Origin of the sequence: Cellvibrio sp. UBA7661, from assembly GCA_002483365.1 — a bacterium.
Taxonomy (GTDB): domain Bacteria; phylum Pseudomonadota; class Gammaproteobacteria; order Pseudomonadales; family Cellvibrionaceae; genus Cellvibrio.
Genome location: DLHT01000006.1, coordinates 147,542 through 166,606, shown reverse-complemented (window position 1 = coordinate 166,606; position 19,065 = coordinate 147,542). Strand labels below are relative to the sequence as shown.

Below are 19,065 nucleotides of genomic sequence, written 5' to 3'. Positions count from 1 at the left end.
GGTTGTGGAAATATTATGAGTTCTGTAGCAAATCAAAATCCGGTCATTGGCGACGCATCTGCTTGGGCGGTTTACAAGCGCTTGCTCACTTACGTCAAACCCTATACCGGATTATTCGTGTTGAGTTTTATGGGCTATGTGTTGTATGCCTATGCCAACACCTTGTTTGTTTCCATTCTTGAAAATTTGATTAATGTGATTGCGGAAGATGATCCGAGCAATCGCTATCTGGTTCCGTTGCAAGTATTGGGTGCGACTTTTTTGCGCAGCCTGGGCTCTTTTATTGGTGTGTATTTGATGTCGCGTATCGCATTTAACGTCATACACAATTTGCGTGTGCAAACTTTCAACCATATGACGCGCTTGCCTAATTCGACCTACGATGAAAAAAATTCCGGCCATTTAATTTCGATTATTACCTACAACATTAATGGGGTGACGGCGGCTGCAACAGATGCAATCAAAATTTCACTGCGTGAAGGCCTCACCGTAATCGCCATGTTTGCGATGCTGCTGTATATGGATTGGCGATTAACAATGACATTTATTGTGATCGCGCCAATCCTTGCGTTGATTATTGGAACCGTCGGAAAGCGGTTGCGTCGCCTGAGCAATAAAGTACAAACAACGGTAGGTGATCTCACCCAAGTCACAGGTGAAATGATTAATGGCTTTCATGTCATGCGCAGTTTTGGCGGCGAGGCGTATGAGAAGCAGCGCTTTGAAAAGGCGAGCAAAACCAACTTCCAACAAAATATGAAAATCGTCACCACCGCTGCGGCGAATACGCCGTTGATCACGTTGATTATTGCAGTGGCAATGGCAGCGTTGATTTTTATTGCGCTGACTTTTATGGAAATGAAAGACCCGGCAAAGTTTGTTGCCTATATGACTGCTGTGGCGGCGATCTTGCCATCGCTGCGCCGTTTGGGGGAGGTGGCACCGACAATACTCAAAGGAGTCGCTGCAGCCGATAGTGTATTTACCCTGCTTGATTCGGCCGTTGAAGAAGATACGGGCACCCATAAAGCGACGCGTGTGAAGGGCGACGTCGCTTTTAAAAATGTAACATTTTGTTATCCAAACCAGCCTAAGCCAGCGCTGAATCATATTGATTTGCACGTTGCCTCCGGTGAAATTATTGCGCTGGTAGGTCGCTCCGGCAGCGGCAAGTCCACGCTGGTCAGCCTTCTTAACCGGTTTCACGATCCGGATTCCGGAACCATCCTGATTGATGGTGTTCCTATCCGCGATTACGCATTGCAAAATTTGCGCGAACAAATCGCGTTGGTGAACCAGCAGGTCACCTTGTTTAACGATACTGTTGCGGGCAATATTGCTTACGGCAGTCTGCAATCGCGCGATATGGAGGCCATCCGTCGCGCGGCAGATGCGGCTTATGCGACCGAATTTATTGAAAACCTGCCTGAGGGTTTCGATACTTTTATTGGTGAATCGGGTGCGCGTTTGTCGGGCGGGCAGCGACAGCGTTTGGCGATTGCTCGCGCACTCTTGAAAGATGCACCTATCCTGATTTTGGACGAAGCTACATCGGCGCTTGATAATGAATCCGAACGCTATATTCAGGCGGCTCTGGATACCGTTATGAAAGGGCGCACGACATTTGTGGTCGCGCATCGGTTATCGACAATTGAGAAAGCTGATCGGATCCTGGTGTTGGATCATGGTGAAATAGTAGAACAGGGCACTCACGCCCAGCTGCTCGCCCAACAGGGGCATTACGCCAAGCTTCACGCCAAACAGTTTAGCGATGATGAATCGGCAGCAGAAAACCCGTGACATATAGCGGGTGGTAAACAAGCAATGGTTTTTAACGGAAGGCGTTAATGGACTTTACTATTTGGAGTGATATATGCATCTGACAATGCCCTATTTCGAGCGTGCACACATAGTGGTGGTAGGCGACATTATGCTCGATCGCTATTGGCATGGAATGAGTTCGCGTATCTCTCCTGAAGCGCCTGTTCCGGTTGTCAAAGTTAACCAGACCGAAGATCGCCCCGGTGGTGCAGGTAACGTCGCCCTGAACATGGCAGCTTTGGGGTGCGGTGTTTCACTTATCGGTGTTGTCGGGGACGATGAAGCTGGCCAGATTCTCTATAGCCGCCTGAGGGCAGCGAAAATCCATACTAACTTCCAGGTATCGGCCACCAAGCCCACGGTGACCAAACTGCGCGTGGTGAGCCGGCATCAACAATTGTTGCGCATGGATTTTGAAGAAAAGTTTGATCTGGCTGACAGTTCTGAATTTGTCGATAAGGTGAAGGGCCTGATTAATCGTACTGATGCTCTGGTGCTGTCTGATTATGCCAAAGGCAGTCTGGTGGATTGCCAGTCATTGATCCGCATGGCGCGCGATGCCGGTGTGCCGGTTCTGGTGGATCCTAAAGGCAATGATTTTTCCCGTTACCGCGGTGCCACCGTTCTGACTCCGAACTTTCTTGAGTTCGAATCGATTGTTGGCCGGTGTGCAACGGAGATGGAGTTGGTGAGCAAAGGGCAGGCGTTGATACGCGACCTTGATATTCAAGCGTTATTAATCACGCGCGGCGAGCAAGGTCTGACCTTATTGCGCGAAAACCAGAGCGAGTTGCACTTGCCCGCGCGCGCGCGCGAAGTATTTGATGTGACTGGTGCTGGTGATACTGTGATTGCAACGCTGGCTGCTGTGATCGCCGCGGGCCAAACTCTGCCGGAGGCTATGGCGTTAGCAAATTTGGCGGCGGGGATTGTCGTGGGCAAGATGGGGACGGCAACAGTCAGTGCGCCGGAGTTGCGCCGTGCCGTTATCGCCGAGCAGGGCGCTGAACGCGGTGTGGTGACTGAAGAGCAATTGCTCTTGGCGTTGGAAGATGCGCGCGCAAGTGGTGAGAAGATTGTCTTCACCAATGGCTGCTTCGATATTATTCACGCGGGGCACGTAGGTTACCTCGAAGAGGCTCGTAAGCAAGGCGATCGCTTGGTGCTGGCCGTCAACTCCGATGATTCGATCCGTCGCCTGAAAGGAGCGGGAAGGCCGATCAATCCACTGGATCGTCGTATGGCGGTGCTGGCGGGGTTGGAAGCAGTGGACTGGGTAGTCTCTTTTGATGAAGACACTCCCGAGCGCCTGTTGCGCAGGGTAAAGCCTGATGTATTGGTCAAGGGTGGCGATTACCGTGAAGATCAGGTCGTTGGTGGCCAGATCGTCAAGGCCTATAACGGCTCGGTCAAGGTACTCAGTTTTTACGATAACTGCTCAACCACATCAATCGTGAATAAGATTTTGCGGCAATAAATCAACCAGCGCGGCGCGCCCGCACCAATTCATCCAATCTTGGCTAGACTTCGTATAAACCTCAATTAAGAGGAAGTCTAATGTCTGGTTTGCCCTCCCCCCAAGTTGCCAATCGTGGCAACTTGATCGATTTTGTAACCAACTATCACGTCTATATTGACCGCATCATGCTCTGGGTGACGTTTGCCGCTTGGGCGATGTCATTTCTCTACGCAACGGTAAACAATACCTGGTTTCTGGCGTTGTTTATCGGCGGCCTCTTTACTGCAATCAATTGGTTTGCCATCCGGGTTGTGAAGCACACTCACATTACGCCCTGTGTTATAGCAGTGGTTTATATGCTGTTTGTCAGCCTGCATGTCCATCAGCTGAAAGGCATGATTGAAGCTCACTTTGGCTACTTTGTTTTTCTGGCGGCTTTATTTACCTACCTCAACTGGCGTCCGTTGGTATGGGCTGCAGGTGCAGCGGCGGTACTGCATGTCGTGCTTCATATGATGCAAAACGCCGGAATAGAAATTTACCTGTTCCCTGACCATATGCATTCATGGACGATTGTGGCCATGCATGCGTTTTATGTGGTGATTGAGACGGCCGTATTGATTGTGTTGGTCAGGCTGGTGAGCCGTTTATTGGTGGTGGCACAGGAGCTGGTTGGTGTGACCGAAACAATGATTGTGAATGAACAGCGGATTGATTTGAGTGTGCGGGCCAAAGTGCGCAACAACGCGATTCTCGATCACCTGAATTGGCTGCTGGATGGTATCAATAGTGCCATCCGCTCTGCGTTGGGCGCACAGGAACAGGCGGATCAAAATCTCGGTGCATTGACCACCAATACCCAGCAGCTTGTCAAAATGGCCAGCCAATCCAGCTCCGCGGCCGACGTCATTCAGATCGCTGTGGACAATATGCACCAATCTTTTGTGAGTGTGGCAGCGCAAGTTCAGCGAGCGGCTGTGCTGGTTGATGATACGGTTGCGGCGCAACGAGAGGGGAAGGCGGCAGTCAAAGTATCGCGCGAGGGGATTGTTGGCCTCTCCAGTGTATTGGGTGATACCGCGCAGGCGATTAATAGTTTGTCGGCCGACTGTGATGCGATTACCAGTGCGGTATCGGAAATCCAGGGCATTGCAGAGCAGACGAATTTATTGGCACTCAACGCGGCCATTGAAGCGGCGCGCGCGGGCGAGCAAGGGCGCGGCTTTGCCGTGGTTGCTGACGAGGTAAGAGCACTCGCACAGCGTACCCAAGTGTCTACCAAGAATATCAAAACCATAGTGGATCGCCTGGTATCTGGCTCTACCAGTTCCGTTCAGGCGATGGCTCAGAGCCGTGCAAGGGTATTGGAGAATGTGTCCCACTCGGAAGCGGTAGAGCAGATGTTTGAGCGTATCGCCAGTGCGATTGGCGAGCTTAACCGCATCAGCCAGCAAATCGCGGCGGCCACTGAGGAGCAGACCCAAGCATCCGAATCGATTGCGCAACAAACGTCGCAATTGTCCATTTTAAGCAGCGATACCACCCACATCGTCAACCAAAACCGGCAAATGATCGGCAAGCTGCAGTTGGCATTCAGCGATTTGCAGTTGGCATTGACCAAGTTTCACTAACTGTGGTGAAACTAAAAAAATCCCCGCCAGCAGCGCTGACGGGGATTTTTAATAACAGGGTGCCGGTATGTATCAGGCAGCCAGTTCCAATATTTCACGAGAAGCTTCCGGTGTGATTGCTCCATGCTCACCTAATGCCAGCAACTCGTGTTTGACCAGCATATCCACAAGTTTAGGGATAGATTCGCGACCCACGCCATAACCACTCAGGGTAGTCGGGGTGCCCATTTGTTCAAAGAATTGGCGGGTAGCCGCAATCGCCGCATCAATCAACTCATCCTCATTGGTCTGTGTAAGCCCCCACACGCGGCGGCCGTATTGCACGAGTTTGGCGTGCTTTTTGGCGCGCTGATGTTGCATCACGGCAGGTAATACCACTGCGAGTGTCTGGGCGTGATCCAGCCCATGCATCGCGGTCAGTTCGTGACCAATCATATGGGTTGCCCAATCTTGCGGAACACCTACGCCGATCAAACCATTCAGTGCCATGGTGGCCGCCCACATAATATTGGCGCGCAAGGCATAGTTGGTGGGATCTTTCAGTGCGCGCGGGCCTTCCTCTATCAAAGTCATCAGCAAGCCTTCTGCAAAACGATCCTGCACCTTGGCATCAACAGGGTAAGTCAGGTACTGCTCCATCGTATGCACAAACGCATCGACAACCCCGTTAGCGATCTGGCGCGGTGGCAGGCTATAGGTGGTCGTTGGATCGAGAATCGCAAATTGTGGATAAACCAGCGGGCTGCCAAATGACAGTTTTTCCCGAGTGGCTGCTTTGGTGATAACCGCGTTGCCATTGCTCTCGGTGCCCGTGGCAGGCAAGGTCAATATGCAGCCGATAGGCAGTGCGCTGAAGAAGGGCTGGTGTTTTGCCATGATGTCCCATGGCTCGCCATCAAAATTCACTGCAGCCGCAATCAATTTGGTGCCATCAATCACACTGCCGCCACCCACGGGCAGGAGAAAATCGATCTTCTCTTTTTTGGCCAGTTCCACTGCTTTCATCAGGGTTTCATAGTGTGGGTTGGGCTCAATACCGCCAAACTCAAACCAGACTTTGCCTTCCAGTGCGTTGCTTACTTGCTCGTAAACACCATTCTTTTTAATTGACCCGCCCCCATAGGTGACGAGGATGCGTGCATTGGCGGGAACTAATTCGGCGAGCGCTTTTATTTGGCCTTCGCCAAAGACAATTTTAGTGGGATTGGAAAATGTGAAATTTTGCATGAGCTTCTCCGCGAACAGGGTTAATAGCGATGGGATTGCGTAAGGTTGGCCAGTCAAATCATCTGTGGCCGATAAAATCAGTCGGGTTAATAAAATCAGGTCTGGTCGATAAAAATACTGCCATCAATCAGCTTGTAAGGCACTGGAATAAGCGTTTTACCACTACATGGGCCGGCAACACATTTGCCTGACTGGATCACAAACAGCGCGCCGTGATTGGCGCACATAATCATGCTTTTACTGCTATCCAGAAATTCGTCATCCTGCCATTCAAGCGGGATGCCCAAATGAGGGCAGCGGTTTTGGTAGAGATAAATCTTGCCTCGCTGGTTGACCGCAAATAACCTGCGCTCAGCTAGCGTAAAACCTTTACTGGTGCCCTCAGGGATATCCTCAAGGGCACAGAGTCGGAGCTGTCCAGGTGAATTAGGCATTACGTTTTAACGGTTACTTTAGATTATCGTGGGGCAGCAAGCGCAACACTGCGCGTTAGCAATTTGCCGTTGCGCACCACGCTGACTTTGACTTTGTCGCCGGGCTTGTAATGCTCCAATGCGCTGAGTAATTGATCGTCGTTGGCGACGGGATAATCATCAATTGCCACAATCACATCACCCAGGGTGATTTGCCCCCAGTTGTTGCGTTTGGCACCTTCAAACCCTGCCTGAGCTGCAGGTGAATTGGGTTCGACTCGCAGAATCGGTACACCTTCCACCCCAATTTGCTGTGCCCATTGATCCGGTGCGACAGCAATACCCAATATCGGGCGCACGAGTCGGCCATGGGTAATCAGCTCGGGCACCACTTCTTTAACGGTATTCACTGGAATCGCAAAACCGATACCGGCACTGGCACCGCTAGGGCTGTAAATCATGGTGTTGACGCCAATCAATTTGCCTTCAGAGTTGAGCAAGGGGCCGCCCGAGTTGCCGGGGTTGATGGCGGCATCGGTCTGGATCACATTGGTGATCTTGCGCTGATTGGGGGAAATGATCTCGCGCCCGAGAGCGCTGACCACGCCTGTCGTCAGGGTTGCATCCAAACCGAACGGATTGCCAATCGCCAATACCTTGCGGCCAACACGTAAATCGCTCGAATCGCCTAATGGCAAGGCGTTCAGCTTGGCTTTTTTGCCATCGATTTTGAGCACAGCGAGATCGCGCTCCGGTGCCAGCCCGACCACTTCAGCCGGCCAGTTGGATTGGTCTTGCAGGGTAATGGTGATTTGCCGGGCACCTTCTACCACGTGGTAGTTGGTGACGATGTAGCCTTTTTCATCCCATACAAACCCGGTGCCTGAGCCGCGCGGCACAGTCACCAGATCAAATGAGTAAGGATCGCGGGCAAGTTGTTGGTTGGTGACAAACACAACACTCGGGCGCGCCGCATCAAACACTTCGACACTGTTGCGTTCATCGTCAGTGGAAAAGGCTTGGGCGGTTGTACTGATCGCACTCGCGCCCGTTAAAAACGTGATGCCTGCTAAAAACGTCGTAATCGTCCAGCGCCAGAGTTTCATGCCCTGTCTCCACTGGTTAGGCGTTATCGCGCAGAGCCTGGATACGGGCTTCCAGCGGTGGGTGGCTGGCAAACAGATTGCGCATACCGCCGCTGATACCAAACGCACGCATGCTGCTCGGCAAAGGACTTTCCACACCGGCATTGGATTCAGCTTGCAGGCGCTGCAAGGCGCGGATCATGGCGCCACGGTCAGCGAGCGTTGCACCGGCATGGTCGGCGCGGAATTCGCGATAGCGCGAAAAGGCGGCAACGATCATTGAGGCAAGGAAGCCCAGCACAATTTCAGCCACCATGGTTGCGATCATAAAACCAAAGCCGCGGCCACTTTCGTTCTTGAGCAGCACGCGGTCAACGAAATCGCCGATGATACGTGCAAAGAACATCACGAAGGTGTTCACCACGCCTTGGATCAGGCTCAGGGTAATCATGTCGCCATTGGCAACGTGGCCGATTTCGTGTGCCAGTACGGCTTCCACTTCATCGCGTTCAAAGCGTTGCAGCAGGCCAAGGCTCACCGCAACCAGCGCATCGTTGCGATTCCAACCGGTCGCAAATGCGTTGGATTCCTGCGCGGCAAACACACCGATCTCAGGTGTCTTGATACCGGCTTTTTGGGATAACTTGGTCACTGTATCAACCAGCCATTGTTCATCCGCATTGCGTGGTTGCTCTATGAGCTGGACGCCCATTGTGCGTTTTGCCATCCATTTGGACAAAAACAGCGAAATAAAGGAGCCGACAAAACCGAACACGGCACAGAACACCAGCATGCTTGATAAATCCAGCCCGCCTGCTGTGCGATAGTTACCCACACCCAGCAAACTCAACACTATGCCTGCCACAACCATGACAGCGATGTTGGTTAATAAAAACAAGCCAATGCGTAACACGATAGTCTCTCCCATAGAGTTATTGGTTAACCGCAGTAAGCGCGGTCTCGGGCGATATATGTGTGCATGCGGACAAAATTTCAATTGCCGGTGCGTTAAGAATTGCTATGCACCAAGAGGCGTAATTGCGCGAGTGAGTGAAGCGGGGAAAGGGCAAGAAAAATGGCCGCCACAAGGGCGGCCCAAGCAACCGTGTTAGCCGAGAGACCTTCGGAGAGGAAAGCCCCAAGGGGTGAGTAGAGTCATTAACCGACTTGCAGGGCGATTAAAGATTCCGCTCAACTGCTGTGCGGGAGATGCCGTACAGCAGTGAGTTAACAATAATCGTTCTCATTAAAGGGGTCAAGGTTTTTTGAGAAATATTCTCATTTGTGGTGATTTAGTTTGCGGATTGTCCTTTTGACTGCAGTAGCTGGTTATTCAGTTGATTAATTTTGGCGGCCATTTCTTCAATCAGCCCAAGACAAATTTGTGGTTGGTGATCAATCAGTTCAATGAATTCCTCTTTGCGCACCGCAAGTACTGTGCATTCATCGGCGGCGATAACAGAGGCCATGCGCGGCTGGCGGGTAAAAACAGCAAGTGCCCCAAAGATTTCATTAGCGTGGATTTCGCCCACTTTGATGCCATCGCAAACAGCATCGGCTGAGCCCTCAAGCAGTGTGTAAACCCTGTCAGCGGTGTCACCTTGCTGGATAATCGTCTCCCCTTTGCTGAAGTGCACAAAGCCAGCCGATGGTTGGAAGGCCGAGCGCAGCTCCTGGGTTAATGCTTGCTCCTGATAGCTGATCATGCACAGCAGCATGTAGGCCCAGTTGCGTTGGGATTTGAGGTCGCTATTGGCCTGGGCGACCAAGGTATCGCGTTCATAGGCTACTAATTTGATTGGGCCGGTGCAGCTGAACTGGCCGCAGGGGAGATTGAGTGAGCGCGGTAAGCCGATCAGATCCCCCGCTTCATAATGCATGATCAGCTTGTTTTGCAGGTGGTAATCCACTTGGCCTTCGGTAATCAAAAACACGCTGGTTAATGGTGCATCGGCAAAAATATCGCTGGTGGCGTTCACCTCAAAGGGTTCATCTGCCGGCGAGGTTTGGGAGCACAAAAGCTCGGTCAGGCCGCGCAACTTGGCGGCCAGATCGGACATAAGGTCAGACTGTTTGGTTGGAAGATACATAGACCCCTCGGTTACAAAAAAGCACGGCTAAAGCGCTTTTAGTGTAGCCTGTGTCGCGAAAAATTCTGCGCAACCCGCCTCAGTCTGATGATGCAATGTGTTCTTTTGCGCCTTAAGCCGTTACTTTATCCAGATCATTCTGATCCGGCATTTCGGCCTCGCTGACCAATCGGGCTTTCAGGTCGGGTGGGATATCATTCCAGTGCACGTTCATTAGCGCACCTTGCAATGCGTAGAGCATGACTTTGGATACATTAATGTCGCGGGCGCGAATGCGGCGATAAGCCTCAACGGCTCCGGTGCGTTTGAGGTCGGCGTGGGTGTTGATCCCTACAGCGCGCAGGATGTTTACCGATGCCATTCCGAGGTTCTTTAATTGCAATAACTCACTATGACTCGCAGTCATACAGTGCAATCTCCATTTATTATTATCGGGGTAGTATTGAAATTTCCGTTTACAGTGCAGGCTTATCTTACATACTTGGATGCCTTGTGCAATTGTTTTCTCTTCAATGTATCGGAAATAGGAATGAGCGGTTCGTTGCAATGAATCCGATGAAGGTAATTGCGTGAATTTTTTATCAATTATTTTGCCCTGGCGGGATTTTTATAATGCGCACGCTCGATAATCTGTTGCTCGGTTTGGATGAAACTCATCTGGTGGATATGCCGGAGTTGAACGCACGCGTGCATCACGCGCTCGTCGCTCCATTAATGTCCCTGCGCGCGCGCGCGGCCGATGCGGGATTTGAATTGAAAGTGGCCAGCAGTTATCGCAGTTTTGAGCGGCAATTATTCATCTGGAATAACAAAGCGCGCGGTTTGCGCCCGGTGCTGAATGATGCGGGCGAACCAATGGATATGGGGCAGCTTTCTGCGCGCGATAAAGTCATGGCAATTTTGCGTTGGTCGGCATTGCCCGGTGCGTCGCGGCATCATTGGGGGACGGATATTGATGTTTACGGTGCTGCAAATCTTGACCCTGCCTATTCATTGCAGCTCACGGTAGAGGAAACGCAGGGCTCGGGCCCTTTTGCTGATTTCCATCGTTGGCTTGATGATGAACTGGTGCACAGTGACGGCCATTTTTATCGCCCTTATGCACAAGATCGCGGAGGCATTGCGCCCGAGCCCTGGCATTTGAGTTATGCCCCATTGGCAAAGGATTTTATGCAGGCATTAACCGTCGATGTGCTGCGCGCGCAGCTTGAGCAAACGGACTTGGAGCTCAAACAAACGGTGCTGGATAACCTTGATGAAATTTACCAGCGGTTTATCCGCGTCGATTGATTTTTTATAAGGAATAACTGCGTGAGCCAAATTGATTTTTCTCCTGCGCCTAAAAAAGCCATTCGCGCCTGGATGCTGTTTGATTGGGCGGCGCAGCCTTTTTTTACGGTTGTCATCACGTTTATTTTTGGCCCTTATTTTGTATCGCGCTTGGCGACTGATCCGGTTGAAGGGCAAGCGGCATGGGGTTACACCATTACCATCGCGGGTATATTGATCGCAGTGCTTGCGCCCGTGCTCGGTGCGCTTGCCGATGCAACAGGCCCGCGCAAACCCTGGATCGCTTTTTTTGCAGCCATCAAAATTATTGCACTCGCTTTGTTGTGGTTGGTGGCACCCGGCTCGGCACTATGGTTGCCAATGCTGTGCGTTATTTTTGCGATGGTCGCTGCAGAATTTTCGATTGTATTTAATGACTCGATGATGCCACGTTTAATTCCTCAGGAAGATATCGGCCGTGTTTCCAATCTGGCGTGGGGGTTGGGTTATGCCGGTGGTTTGGTTGTCCTGTTTAGCGTGCTGTTGTTACTGGCGGGCAATCCTGCCACGGGAAAAACATTAATTGGCATTGCGCCATTATTTGGCTTGGATGCAACGCAAGGTGAAGATGCCCGCATCACTGGCCCTTACGCAGCACTCTGGTATTTGCTCTTTATTTTGCCGATGTTTTTATTAACGCCCGATTCAAAAAAAGCAGCACCGCTTACGGCAGCAGTCAAACGCAGTGTGGGTGAATTAAAAAATACGCTGCGTGAATTGATGCAGCGCCCCGGATTGTTTCGTTTTTTAATTGCGCGCATGACTTACCAAGACGGTGTGAATGGTTTGCTGGCATTAGGCGGCACTTTTGCGGCGGGTATGTTTGGTTGGCAAACGATTGAAATGGGCATTTACGGTATTTTGTTGCTGGTAGTCGCGATTGGCGGATGTGCAGCAGCGGGCAAAATGGATATGCATCTAGGTTCGAAAAAGGTGGTTGTGATTGGGTTGTGTTGTTTGGTTATTGCAACGCTTGGCATTATTTCTACCGGCCCCGGTTACACCTTGTTTGGCTTGATGCAATTATCACAGCAGGATAGTGGCGGTTTGTTTGCAACTGCAGCTGAAAAAGCCTACATCGTGTTTGGGTTATTAATTGGTCTTGCATTCGGCCCGGTGCAGGCATCATCGCGTTCATTTATGGCGCGCAGCGTTTCTGCCGATGAAGCGGGTCGCTATTTTGGTGTTTATGCGTTGTCGGGGCGCGCTACAGCATTCCTTGCACCTATGGCAGTCGCAAGTCTCACGCTCTATGCCGATTCTGCGCGTATCGGTATGGCGGCGTTGGTTGTATTTTTAATTGTCGGTTTGATTATTTTGCTGAAGTCGCCTTATCCGGCGCGATCGTCTACCGTGTAATTTTTTAGTCGTGTTATAGCTGTTAAAAGCAGAGGTAAACAATGTTGGTGATTTTTGATTGTGATGGTGTGTTAGTTGATAGCGAAATTATCTCTGCGCAAGTATCGAGTGATTGTTTAAAAGAAATTGGTGTTGAGTTGTCTGCGCACTACATACTGGAAACCTATCGCGGTAAATCGGTCGCGGATTGTATTCGCATGATTACCGAAGAATTATCCCAATTGGATTCCTGGAAAAATTTAAGTGCAGAGGAGCAAGCGGAGCGCGGCGCACAGTTTTGGCGTCACGTGCAATTAGAGACATTGGTTGCTTGTGAAAAATCATTGGAACCTGTGGCAGGTATCATGGATGTGTTGGATAGTTTGCAAGAAAAACACATTGCGTTTTGCGTAGCATCCAATGGCAAGCACGAAAAAATGCGCATGACCTTGGCCAAGACCGGGATCATGCCTTATGTGCAAGGCCGTGTATTCAGCTTTGAAGATGTGACGCGCGGCAAACCTGCGCCGGATTTATTTTTACATGCCGCGAAAACGCTGGGCGTAGAGCCAGGCAATGCGATTGTGGTGGAAGACTCCCTCACCGGAATACAAGCTGCCGTTGCTGCCGGTATGCGCCCTTTGGGATATTGTCCACCTAATGCTGACGGCAGCGATAATTGTTTGCTTACCGATATGCGCGCGCTGGGCGCAGAAGTATTTTTTGCGATGGATGAATTAATGCCGTTGATTTTGAAATCGCACTAAACGAGACGTTAAGAAAACCTATGCAAACACCCCTACATAATTTTGCGCATGTAGATGTATGGCAAGAAATTCGCGCCGAAGCGCAACACGCGAGTGCTGCGGAGCCGGTGCTTGCCAGTTTCTATCACGCTGCGATTTTGAATCATCCCACCTTTGCGGCGGCGATCAGTTTTCATCTTGCGAATAAATTGGATAGTCAGGCTTTGCCTGCAATGATGTTGCGCGAAGTATTTGAAGATGCAATGGCTGATGATCCTGGCATTGAACAGGCGATGCGCGCCGATATACGCGCGCACCGCGAGCGCGATCCAGCGTGCAATAAATTTTCCATGCCGTTTTTATTTTTTAAAGGCTACCACGCGCTGCAATCCTGGCGGATTGCGCATTGGTTGTGGCTGCAAAAACGCAATGCACTGGCGCTCTATTTCCAGAACCAGATTTCGCAAGCGTTTGGTGTTGATATCCATCCAGGCGCGCGTATTGGCAGCGGCATTATGATTGATCACGCAACCGGTGTAGTCATCGGTGAAACCACCGTGATTGAGGATGATGTCTCTATGCTGCACAGCGTAACTCTGGGCGGAAGCGGCTGCATGAAAACCGACCGTCACCCGAAAATCCGTCGCGGGGTATTAATCGGTGTAGGCGCAAAAATTCTGGGCAATATTGAAGTGGGTGAGGGCGCTAAAATTGGTGCGGGCAGTGTGGTGTTGGATGCTGTTGCGCCGCACACCACCGTGGCGGGTGTGCCGGCTAAACCCATCGGCAGGCCGAAGGGGCAATCACCGGCATTGGATATGGATCATCACCTGAGCGACGATGCGGATGTGTGATGCCCGCGTTGGTCAGGCGCTGTGTCTATCGCTGATGTAACTGGTCTCGTCGTCGCAGCCATCCAGCAGCCACTTCAGCACAGATTCGCGGCTCTTGAGCATGGATTGGTAATGCTCAATCAGCATGGTGTTGGGGCGAGGGTGCGCTTTCATGGCGGCAATCCTGTCGTTCAGGAACGCGATATCCTGCTCCACTTTGATACGGGCGTTCCCGTGCGGGCTCAGCTCTCCATCTATTAGTAAACGGTTGTCCTGCAATTTCTTTTGAATAAAAGGCAACATAGTTCGACACCTCCCTCGCGGTCTGAGTGATAAGTATGGTTGGCGTTTACAGCGGCCGCCAGCCACAGTTAAGACCGATTGGTTACATTCTGTGTATTACTTATCGCTCTTGGTCTTCCATGCCGGGTCTTTGCCGCGCGGCCTGCGGCTGGGTGCTATTATCTTGCTGACGCGGGTTCCTTCTGATCACCCCACAGCCTTAATGAGTCACGCCCCATGAGTCAGTTCGATATTATTTTTCGCGGCGATATTGTGTTTGGCCATCAGCTTGCCGATGTGAAATTGCGCCTTCAGCAGTTGTTTAAATCCGACGCAGCCAAGATAGATTCCCTGTTCACCGGCCGTCCGGTTCCGCTCAAGCGCAATTTGGATGAAGCCACCGCCAACAAATATCGCGATGCACTGTTAAAAGCCGGTGCGATGGTAGAGGTGTGCCCAAGCGATAAAAGTCCTGCCAATGCTCCCGCCAAACCAGCACCGGCGGCTGCGCGTGCAGAGCAGGCCCCTGTTGTGCAGGCTCGAAAACCGGAGTGGACACTCGCCCCGGTGGGGGCTGATCTCTTGCCAGAGCGCGAGCGCCCGCCCCAGCCTGCGCCCGTCGTGGTTGATGTCTCCGGCCTCAGTCTGCGCCCGGCAGACGGCAATTTGGTGGATGCCGTGGAAGTCCAGCATGAACTTACTGCGACTGTGGTTGTACCTGACCTGGGGCTGGCTGCCATCGGTGAAGACCTGATTAGTGCCGATGAAAAACTGGCCTTGCCACTGGTAGAAATCGAGTTGGAAGATTGGGAGATCGCGGAGGCGGGCAGTGATTTACTGACGGAAGATGAACGCCCGCTGGTTGTGCCCGCCGTAGTGGATGTGGGCGATTTTGGCTTGGCACCGGTAGGCAGTGATTTGGGGCAATTAAAACCCGATGTCAAACCTGTAACGCCGGACATCAGCCAAATACGTTTGGCTGACTAGCGCGTTATTGACGGGCTTTTGTGTGAATCCCGTCCGGTTTTGGCTGGCCGATGGGCACTTTAGCGTCAGGTTCCGCTCTAACACGGGAATGCGCAAAGGACGCAAATAACAACGGCAAATAACAGCGCCAAATAACAACGGACGTGGCTAGCGGAGGAATGGTGATGAAAGTACTGCTAAAAAGTGTCGCGGCACTGCTGCTTATCGTGTTGTTGGCGGTGGTTGCCTTCGTTCTGTTGGTAGATGCCAACCGCTTTAAACCCCACATTGAGGCGATTGCCGAAGAGCAGGGGATCGCCCTGCACATCAACGGCGATCTGGGGTGGGACCTATGGCCGCGCCTCGGGGTGGCGGTAAACGATGTCAGCGTGGCCGCGTTGGAATCCCCCGATGAGCCCGTCGCCCGATTACAGCAAGCCAGTTTGATGTTGGCATTAATGCCGCTATTGTCTGGCGATTTTCAGGTTGATCATGTCGCGGTGGAAGGTGCTGCTATCACATTGAAGGTTGATGCAGCGGGCAAGAACAATTGGGATGCGCTTTCACAATCGGATTCACCCGCAAACGCCACTCATGCCACGTCGGCATCCGCGCCAACGCCTGCTGCTTCTGCAGAATCCGGCCTGAAACTGGATATTGAGCGTCTCAGTTTTAGCAATTCAAGCGTGCGTTATGAGGATGCGCAAACCGCACAAACCATCAACCTGCGCGATATCAATTTGACGATGAGCGATGTGAATACACAAGCGCGTCCATTTGCAATGGAGTTGTCGCTGGTAATGGAGCTGGCTCGCTCAGGTGCCGATGCTGTATTGGTTGACGCGGCGCTAAAAAATTCACTCAGTATCGATTCCACTATCAGCGCGATCAAATTGGATGAAGGCAATTTACGCATGCAATTAAAAGCGGCAGACAGCGCATCGCTGGATGTGGATTACACCCTGATGCTGACGGATGTGCAAAAAAATATCGCCTATCAAGGGCAAATAAAATTGACCGAAACCAATGCACGTAAACTGCTCGCTGCATTTGGCGTAACAGTGGAAACTGCCAACAGCAGTGCGCTCAGTAAGCTGGCGTTTTCGTCAGCGGTTGCGGGGGACGGCAACAAAGTCCAGTTTGATAATGTGCAACTCATCGTGGACGACACTGTGTTTAGTGGCAATCTTGCCGTTACCGATTTTTCCACCAGTGCAATAAAAGCCATTCTGGAAGCAGGTCAATTCAATCTGGATGATTATTTGCCGCCACCAGTCACGCCACAAGCGGAATCCACCGCTGCCGCTCCAGCAGACGATACTCCCTTGCCGTTGGACAGTTTGCGCGAGCTGAATATCAACGCAAAGCTGGCGTTTAAAAAAATCATTGTGAACAAGATTGCGCTGGAAAATGCAGCGCTCAAAGTCGTTGCAAAAAATGGCATGATTGAGCCCAGCCTGAAAGCCAATGCATATTCAGGCACGCTTTCAACCAAAGGCCAATTGGATGCGCGCGGCCAGCAGGCGCAGTTGCAATTTGATGCTGATATTGCCGGGCTTGAATTAGCACCGCTATTGAAAGACATGGAAATGGATTCCTCCTTTGGTTTGCAGGGCGCGATACAAGCGCGCGCTTTAGGTACTAGCAAAGGTAATTCAGTTAACCAGTTGTTGAAATCCCTCAGTAGTAACGCGACATTTTCCGGAGCCCAGGTAAGGGTGTCGCCGATTAATCTTGAGCAACAATTTTGCAAATTAGTCAATTTGGTTAATAAAGCGGAAGACCCTGCTCAAGACTGGGAAAAATACACCGAATTAGAGGAGCTATCGGGCAGTGTTAAATTGCACAATGAAATTGTCACCATCGATACCTTCAAAGCCGGTATTGAAAAACTGCAAGTGGGATCGCATGGAAAAATAAATCTCGCTGCCGATACTTACGATATTTTCTTGCCCTTCAAATTAATTCAAAACAATACCGACACTGTGACGGCTGAGCAGGTCGCAGTCACCACCAGTGCCAATGGTTGCAGTGTGGGCAGCGCGTACTGGTTGGAACGCGGTTTGGAATTGTTGCGCTGCAAAGGTTCATTTGCGGAGATAAATCCATTGTCTGATTGCCGCCCCGACAAAGACTTGATGTTGGAACTCACCAAGGATTACGCCGCCTATAAAATTAAAGAAAAACACGGCGCAAAAATTGAAGAGAAAAAAGAAGAGCTCAAGCAAAAAGTGGAAGATGAAAAACAGCGGCTTCTGGATAAGCTCCAGCAGCGGTTAAACAAAGGTAAATCCTCTGCTGCAACAACGAGTGCTGCCGCAGTGCCGGATGGGCAGACGGCGCAATAATCGTTAGAATTCGCGTTTTGGCGATAGCTGTTAACGTGAGTTTCTATGTCCACTGGTTCCGCTTCTTTTTCAACGTCCGTGCTTAAGTGGTTTGATAAGCACGGGCGCAAACATCTTCCCTGGCAGCAAAATATCAATGCTTACCGAGTGTGGCTGTCAGAAATCATGTTGCAACAAACGCAAGTCACCACGGTGATTCCGTATTTTGAACGGTTTATTGCACGCTTTCCGGATGTGAAATCCCTTGCTGCTGCGCCCATTGATGAGGTGCTGCATTTATGGACAGGATTGGGTTATTACGCCCGTGCGCGCAATCTACATAAATGCGCGCAGGTGGTGGCCAATCAATACGGCGGTGAGTTTCCAGCCACCGTTGATGCGCTTGCAGATCTTCCCGGTATCGGGCGATCAACCGCAGGTGCAATTGTCAGTATCGCCTTCCAAAAACGTGCAGCGATTCTGGATGGTAATGTCAAACGCGTGCTTGCACGTTATCACGCGGTAGAAGGTTGGCCTGGGCAATTGGATGTGGCCAACCAGCTGTGGGAAATTGCCGAAACCTACACACCAAAAACGCGCGCAAACCACTACACGCAAGCGATGATGGATATGGGGGCAACCCTGTGCACGCGCAGTAAACCGCGTTGCACGGAATGTCCGCTGCAAGGCGGTTGTGTTGCTTTCGCAACGGGCAAGCAGAGCCAATATCCCGGCAAAAAGCCCAAAAAAATATTGCCGGAAAAAGCGGTGCATCTGGTTATGCTGCGCAATCCTGCCGGTGATTTATTATTGCAACAGCGCCCTGCGCAAGGTATTTGGGGTGGCTTGTGGAGTTTCCCTGAAGTGGCTATCGATACGGATGTGCACGGTTATGTGGAAGATCATTTTGGTAAAGTGAGTGCGCTGGAAGAATGGAGTAGTTATCGCCACACCTTCAGTCATTATCATTTGGACATTACCCCGGTGTTAGTGCAACTCGCCAAAACCCCAAACGCAATAGGTGAGGCGGCAGTGCACTGGTTTAATCCCCATCAGCCCAGTGAGTTGGGGCTTGCTGCACCGGTCAAAAAATTGCTGGAAAAAATTGCACAGCTTGATCCCCGTGTCAGCGCAACAAAAATGGCAGCATCAGTCACAAAATCTGAACGTAAAAAACGTAAGTGAGAAATGGTTATGGCACGCATGGTATTTTGTCGCAAATATAAAACTGAACTGGAAGGCCTTGATCTACCACCTTACCCCGGTGCAAAAGGTCAGGAATTATTTAATAACGTTTCGAAAAAAGCCTGGCAAGAATGGATGGCGCACCAGACGATGCTCATCAACGAGAAGCGTTTAAATGTGATGGATCTGGGCACCAAAGTCTATTTAACTGAGCAGATGGAAAAATTCTTGTCCGGCGAAAAAGTAGATGATGCTGAAGGATATGTCCCGCCTGAAAAAACAGAGTAAGTTGTTGCTTGAGTTGCTGTAACAGGCTCTCAGTATTTGATGTAA

At 51.1% G+C, this 19,065-nt stretch carries 18 protein-coding genes; 11 read left to right on the top strand and 7 right to left on the bottom strand.

Annotated elements, in window-relative coordinates; all coding sequences use genetic code 11:
• Window positions 1–15: 15 nt before the first annotated feature.
• From msbA to B2739_RS04855, 3 genes are all read left to right on the top strand, one after another.
• A complete protein-coding gene (gene msbA / locus B2739_RS04865; protein ID WP_331344745.1) occupies window positions 16–1,800 on the top strand; it encodes a lipid A export permease/ATP-binding protein MsbA in 1,785 nt (594 codons plus the stop codon).
• Window positions 1,801–1,873: 73 nt separating this feature from the next.
• Entirely contained in the window at window positions 1,874–3,298 is a 1,425-nt protein-coding gene (hldE, locus tag B2739_RS04860) for a bifunctional D-glycero-beta-D-manno-heptose-7-phosphate kinase/D-glycero-beta-D-manno-heptose 1-phosphate adenylyltransferase HldE (protein WP_331344744.1), read from the top strand.
• Between the two features lie 80 nt (window positions 3,299–3,378).
• Complete coding sequence (locus tag B2739_RS04855; protein WP_331344743.1) at window positions 3,379–4,911, top strand: methyl-accepting chemotaxis protein; 1,533 nt, start codon at window positions 3,379–3,381, stop codon at window positions 4,909–4,911.
• 72 nt (window positions 4,912–4,983) lie between these two features.
• Here the strand turns inward: B2739_RS04855 and B2739_RS04850 are convergent, their stop codons facing one another.
• The 6 genes from B2739_RS04850 to B2739_RS04825 all read right to left on the bottom strand — a co-directional run bounded on the left by B2739_RS04850 (window position 4,984) and on the right by B2739_RS04825 (window position 10,132).
• The gene (locus B2739_RS04850) at window positions 4,984–6,138 is read right to left on the bottom strand and encodes an iron-containing alcohol dehydrogenase (protein WP_331344742.1); all 1,155 of its coding nucleotides are present in this window, start codon (window positions 6,136–6,138) and stop codon (window positions 4,984–4,986) included.
• Between the two features lie 95 nt (window positions 6,139–6,233).
• Window positions 6,234–6,572 carry a Rieske (2Fe-2S) protein gene (locus tag B2739_RS04845; protein WP_331344741.1) on the bottom strand — a complete coding sequence of 113 codons (339 nt, stop codon included), beginning with the start codon at window positions 6,570–6,572 and terminating at the stop codon, window positions 6,234–6,236.
• A 23-nt stretch (window positions 6,573–6,595) separates the two neighbouring features.
• On the bottom strand, window positions 6,596–7,657 hold the full coding sequence (locus B2739_RS04840; RefSeq protein WP_331344740.1) for a S1C family serine protease: 1,062 nt from the start codon (window positions 7,655–7,657) through the stop codon (window positions 6,596–6,598).
• A gap of 16 nt (window positions 7,658–7,673) precedes the next feature.
• Window positions 7,674–8,549 (bottom strand): protease HtpX, encoded by an 876-nt coding sequence (htpX, locus tag B2739_RS04835; RefSeq protein WP_331344739.1) that lies wholly within the window; start codon window positions 8,547–8,549, stop codon window positions 7,674–7,676.
• A 379-nt stretch (window positions 8,550–8,928) separates the two neighbouring features.
• Window positions 8,929–9,726 carry a cyclic nucleotide-binding domain-containing protein gene (locus tag B2739_RS04830; protein WP_331344738.1) on the bottom strand — a complete coding sequence of 266 codons (798 nt, stop codon included), beginning with the start codon at window positions 9,724–9,726 and terminating at the stop codon, window positions 8,929–8,931.
• A 112-nt stretch (window positions 9,727–9,838) separates the two neighbouring features.
• The gene (locus tag B2739_RS04825) at window positions 9,839–10,132 is read right to left on the bottom strand and encodes a TfoX/Sxy family protein (protein ID WP_331344737.1); all 294 of its coding nucleotides are present in this window, start codon (window positions 10,130–10,132) and stop codon (window positions 9,839–9,841) included.
• Window positions 10,133–10,338: 206 nt separating this feature from the next.
• On the opposite strand from B2739_RS04825, the gene B2739_RS04820 reads away from it, so the two are divergent.
• Genes B2739_RS04820 through cysE form a run of 4 tightly spaced genes read left to right on the top strand, consistent with a single transcriptional unit; the run spans window position 10,339 to window position 13,993 of the window.
• Entirely contained in the window at window positions 10,339–11,016 is a 678-nt protein-coding gene (locus tag B2739_RS04820) for a M15 family metallopeptidase (protein ID WP_331344736.1), read from the top strand.
• A 21-nt stretch (window positions 11,017–11,037) separates the two neighbouring features.
• On the top strand, window positions 11,038–12,414 hold the full coding sequence (locus tag B2739_RS04815; protein WP_331344735.1) for an MFS transporter: 1,377 nt from the start codon (window positions 11,038–11,040) through the stop codon (window positions 12,412–12,414).
• A 41-nt stretch (window positions 12,415–12,455) separates the two neighbouring features.
• Window positions 12,456–13,160 carry an HAD family phosphatase gene (locus B2739_RS04810; protein ID WP_331344734.1) on the top strand — a complete coding sequence of 235 codons (705 nt, stop codon included), beginning with the start codon at window positions 12,456–12,458 and terminating at the stop codon, window positions 13,158–13,160.
• A 20-nt stretch (window positions 13,161–13,180) separates the two neighbouring features.
• Complete coding sequence (cysE, locus tag B2739_RS04805) at window positions 13,181–13,993, top strand: serine O-acetyltransferase (RefSeq protein WP_049631677.1); 813 nt, start codon at window positions 13,181–13,183, stop codon at window positions 13,991–13,993.
• A gap of 12 nt (window positions 13,994–14,005) precedes the next feature.
• Here the strand turns inward: cysE and B2739_RS04800 are convergent, their stop codons facing one another.
• Window positions 14,006–14,275, bottom strand: coding sequence for a hypothetical protein (locus B2739_RS04800; protein ID WP_331344733.1), 270 nt, complete (start codon window positions 14,273–14,275; stop codon window positions 14,006–14,008).
• Window positions 14,276–14,491: 216 nt separating this feature from the next.
• Between B2739_RS04800 and B2739_RS04795 the strand changes: the two genes are divergently transcribed.
• The 4 genes from B2739_RS04795 (at window position 14,492) to B2739_RS04780 (ending at window position 19,020) form a co-directional block, all read left to right on the top strand.
• Window positions 14,492–15,241: a hypothetical protein gene (locus B2739_RS04795; protein ID WP_331344732.1), complete on the top strand. Its 750-nt coding sequence runs from the start codon at window positions 14,492–14,494 to the stop codon at window positions 15,239–15,241.
• A 164-nt stretch (window positions 15,242–15,405) separates the two neighbouring features.
• Window positions 15,406–17,568, top strand: coding sequence for an AsmA family protein (locus B2739_RS04790; RefSeq protein ID WP_331344731.1), 2,163 nt, complete (start codon window positions 15,406–15,408; stop codon window positions 17,566–17,568).
• 45 nt (window positions 17,569–17,613) lie between these two features.
• Window positions 17,614–18,732, top strand: a complete 1,119-nt coding sequence (gene mutY / locus B2739_RS04785) for an A/G-specific adenine glycosylase (protein WP_331344730.1) — start codon at window positions 17,614–17,616, stop codon at window positions 18,730–18,732.
• Window positions 18,733–18,741: 9 nt separating this feature from the next.
• The gene (locus B2739_RS04780; protein ID WP_331344729.1) at window positions 18,742–19,020 is read left to right on the top strand and encodes an oxidative damage protection protein; all 279 of its coding nucleotides are present in this window, start codon (window positions 18,742–18,744) and stop codon (window positions 19,018–19,020) included.
• Window positions 19,021–19,065 lie beyond the last annotated feature (45 nt).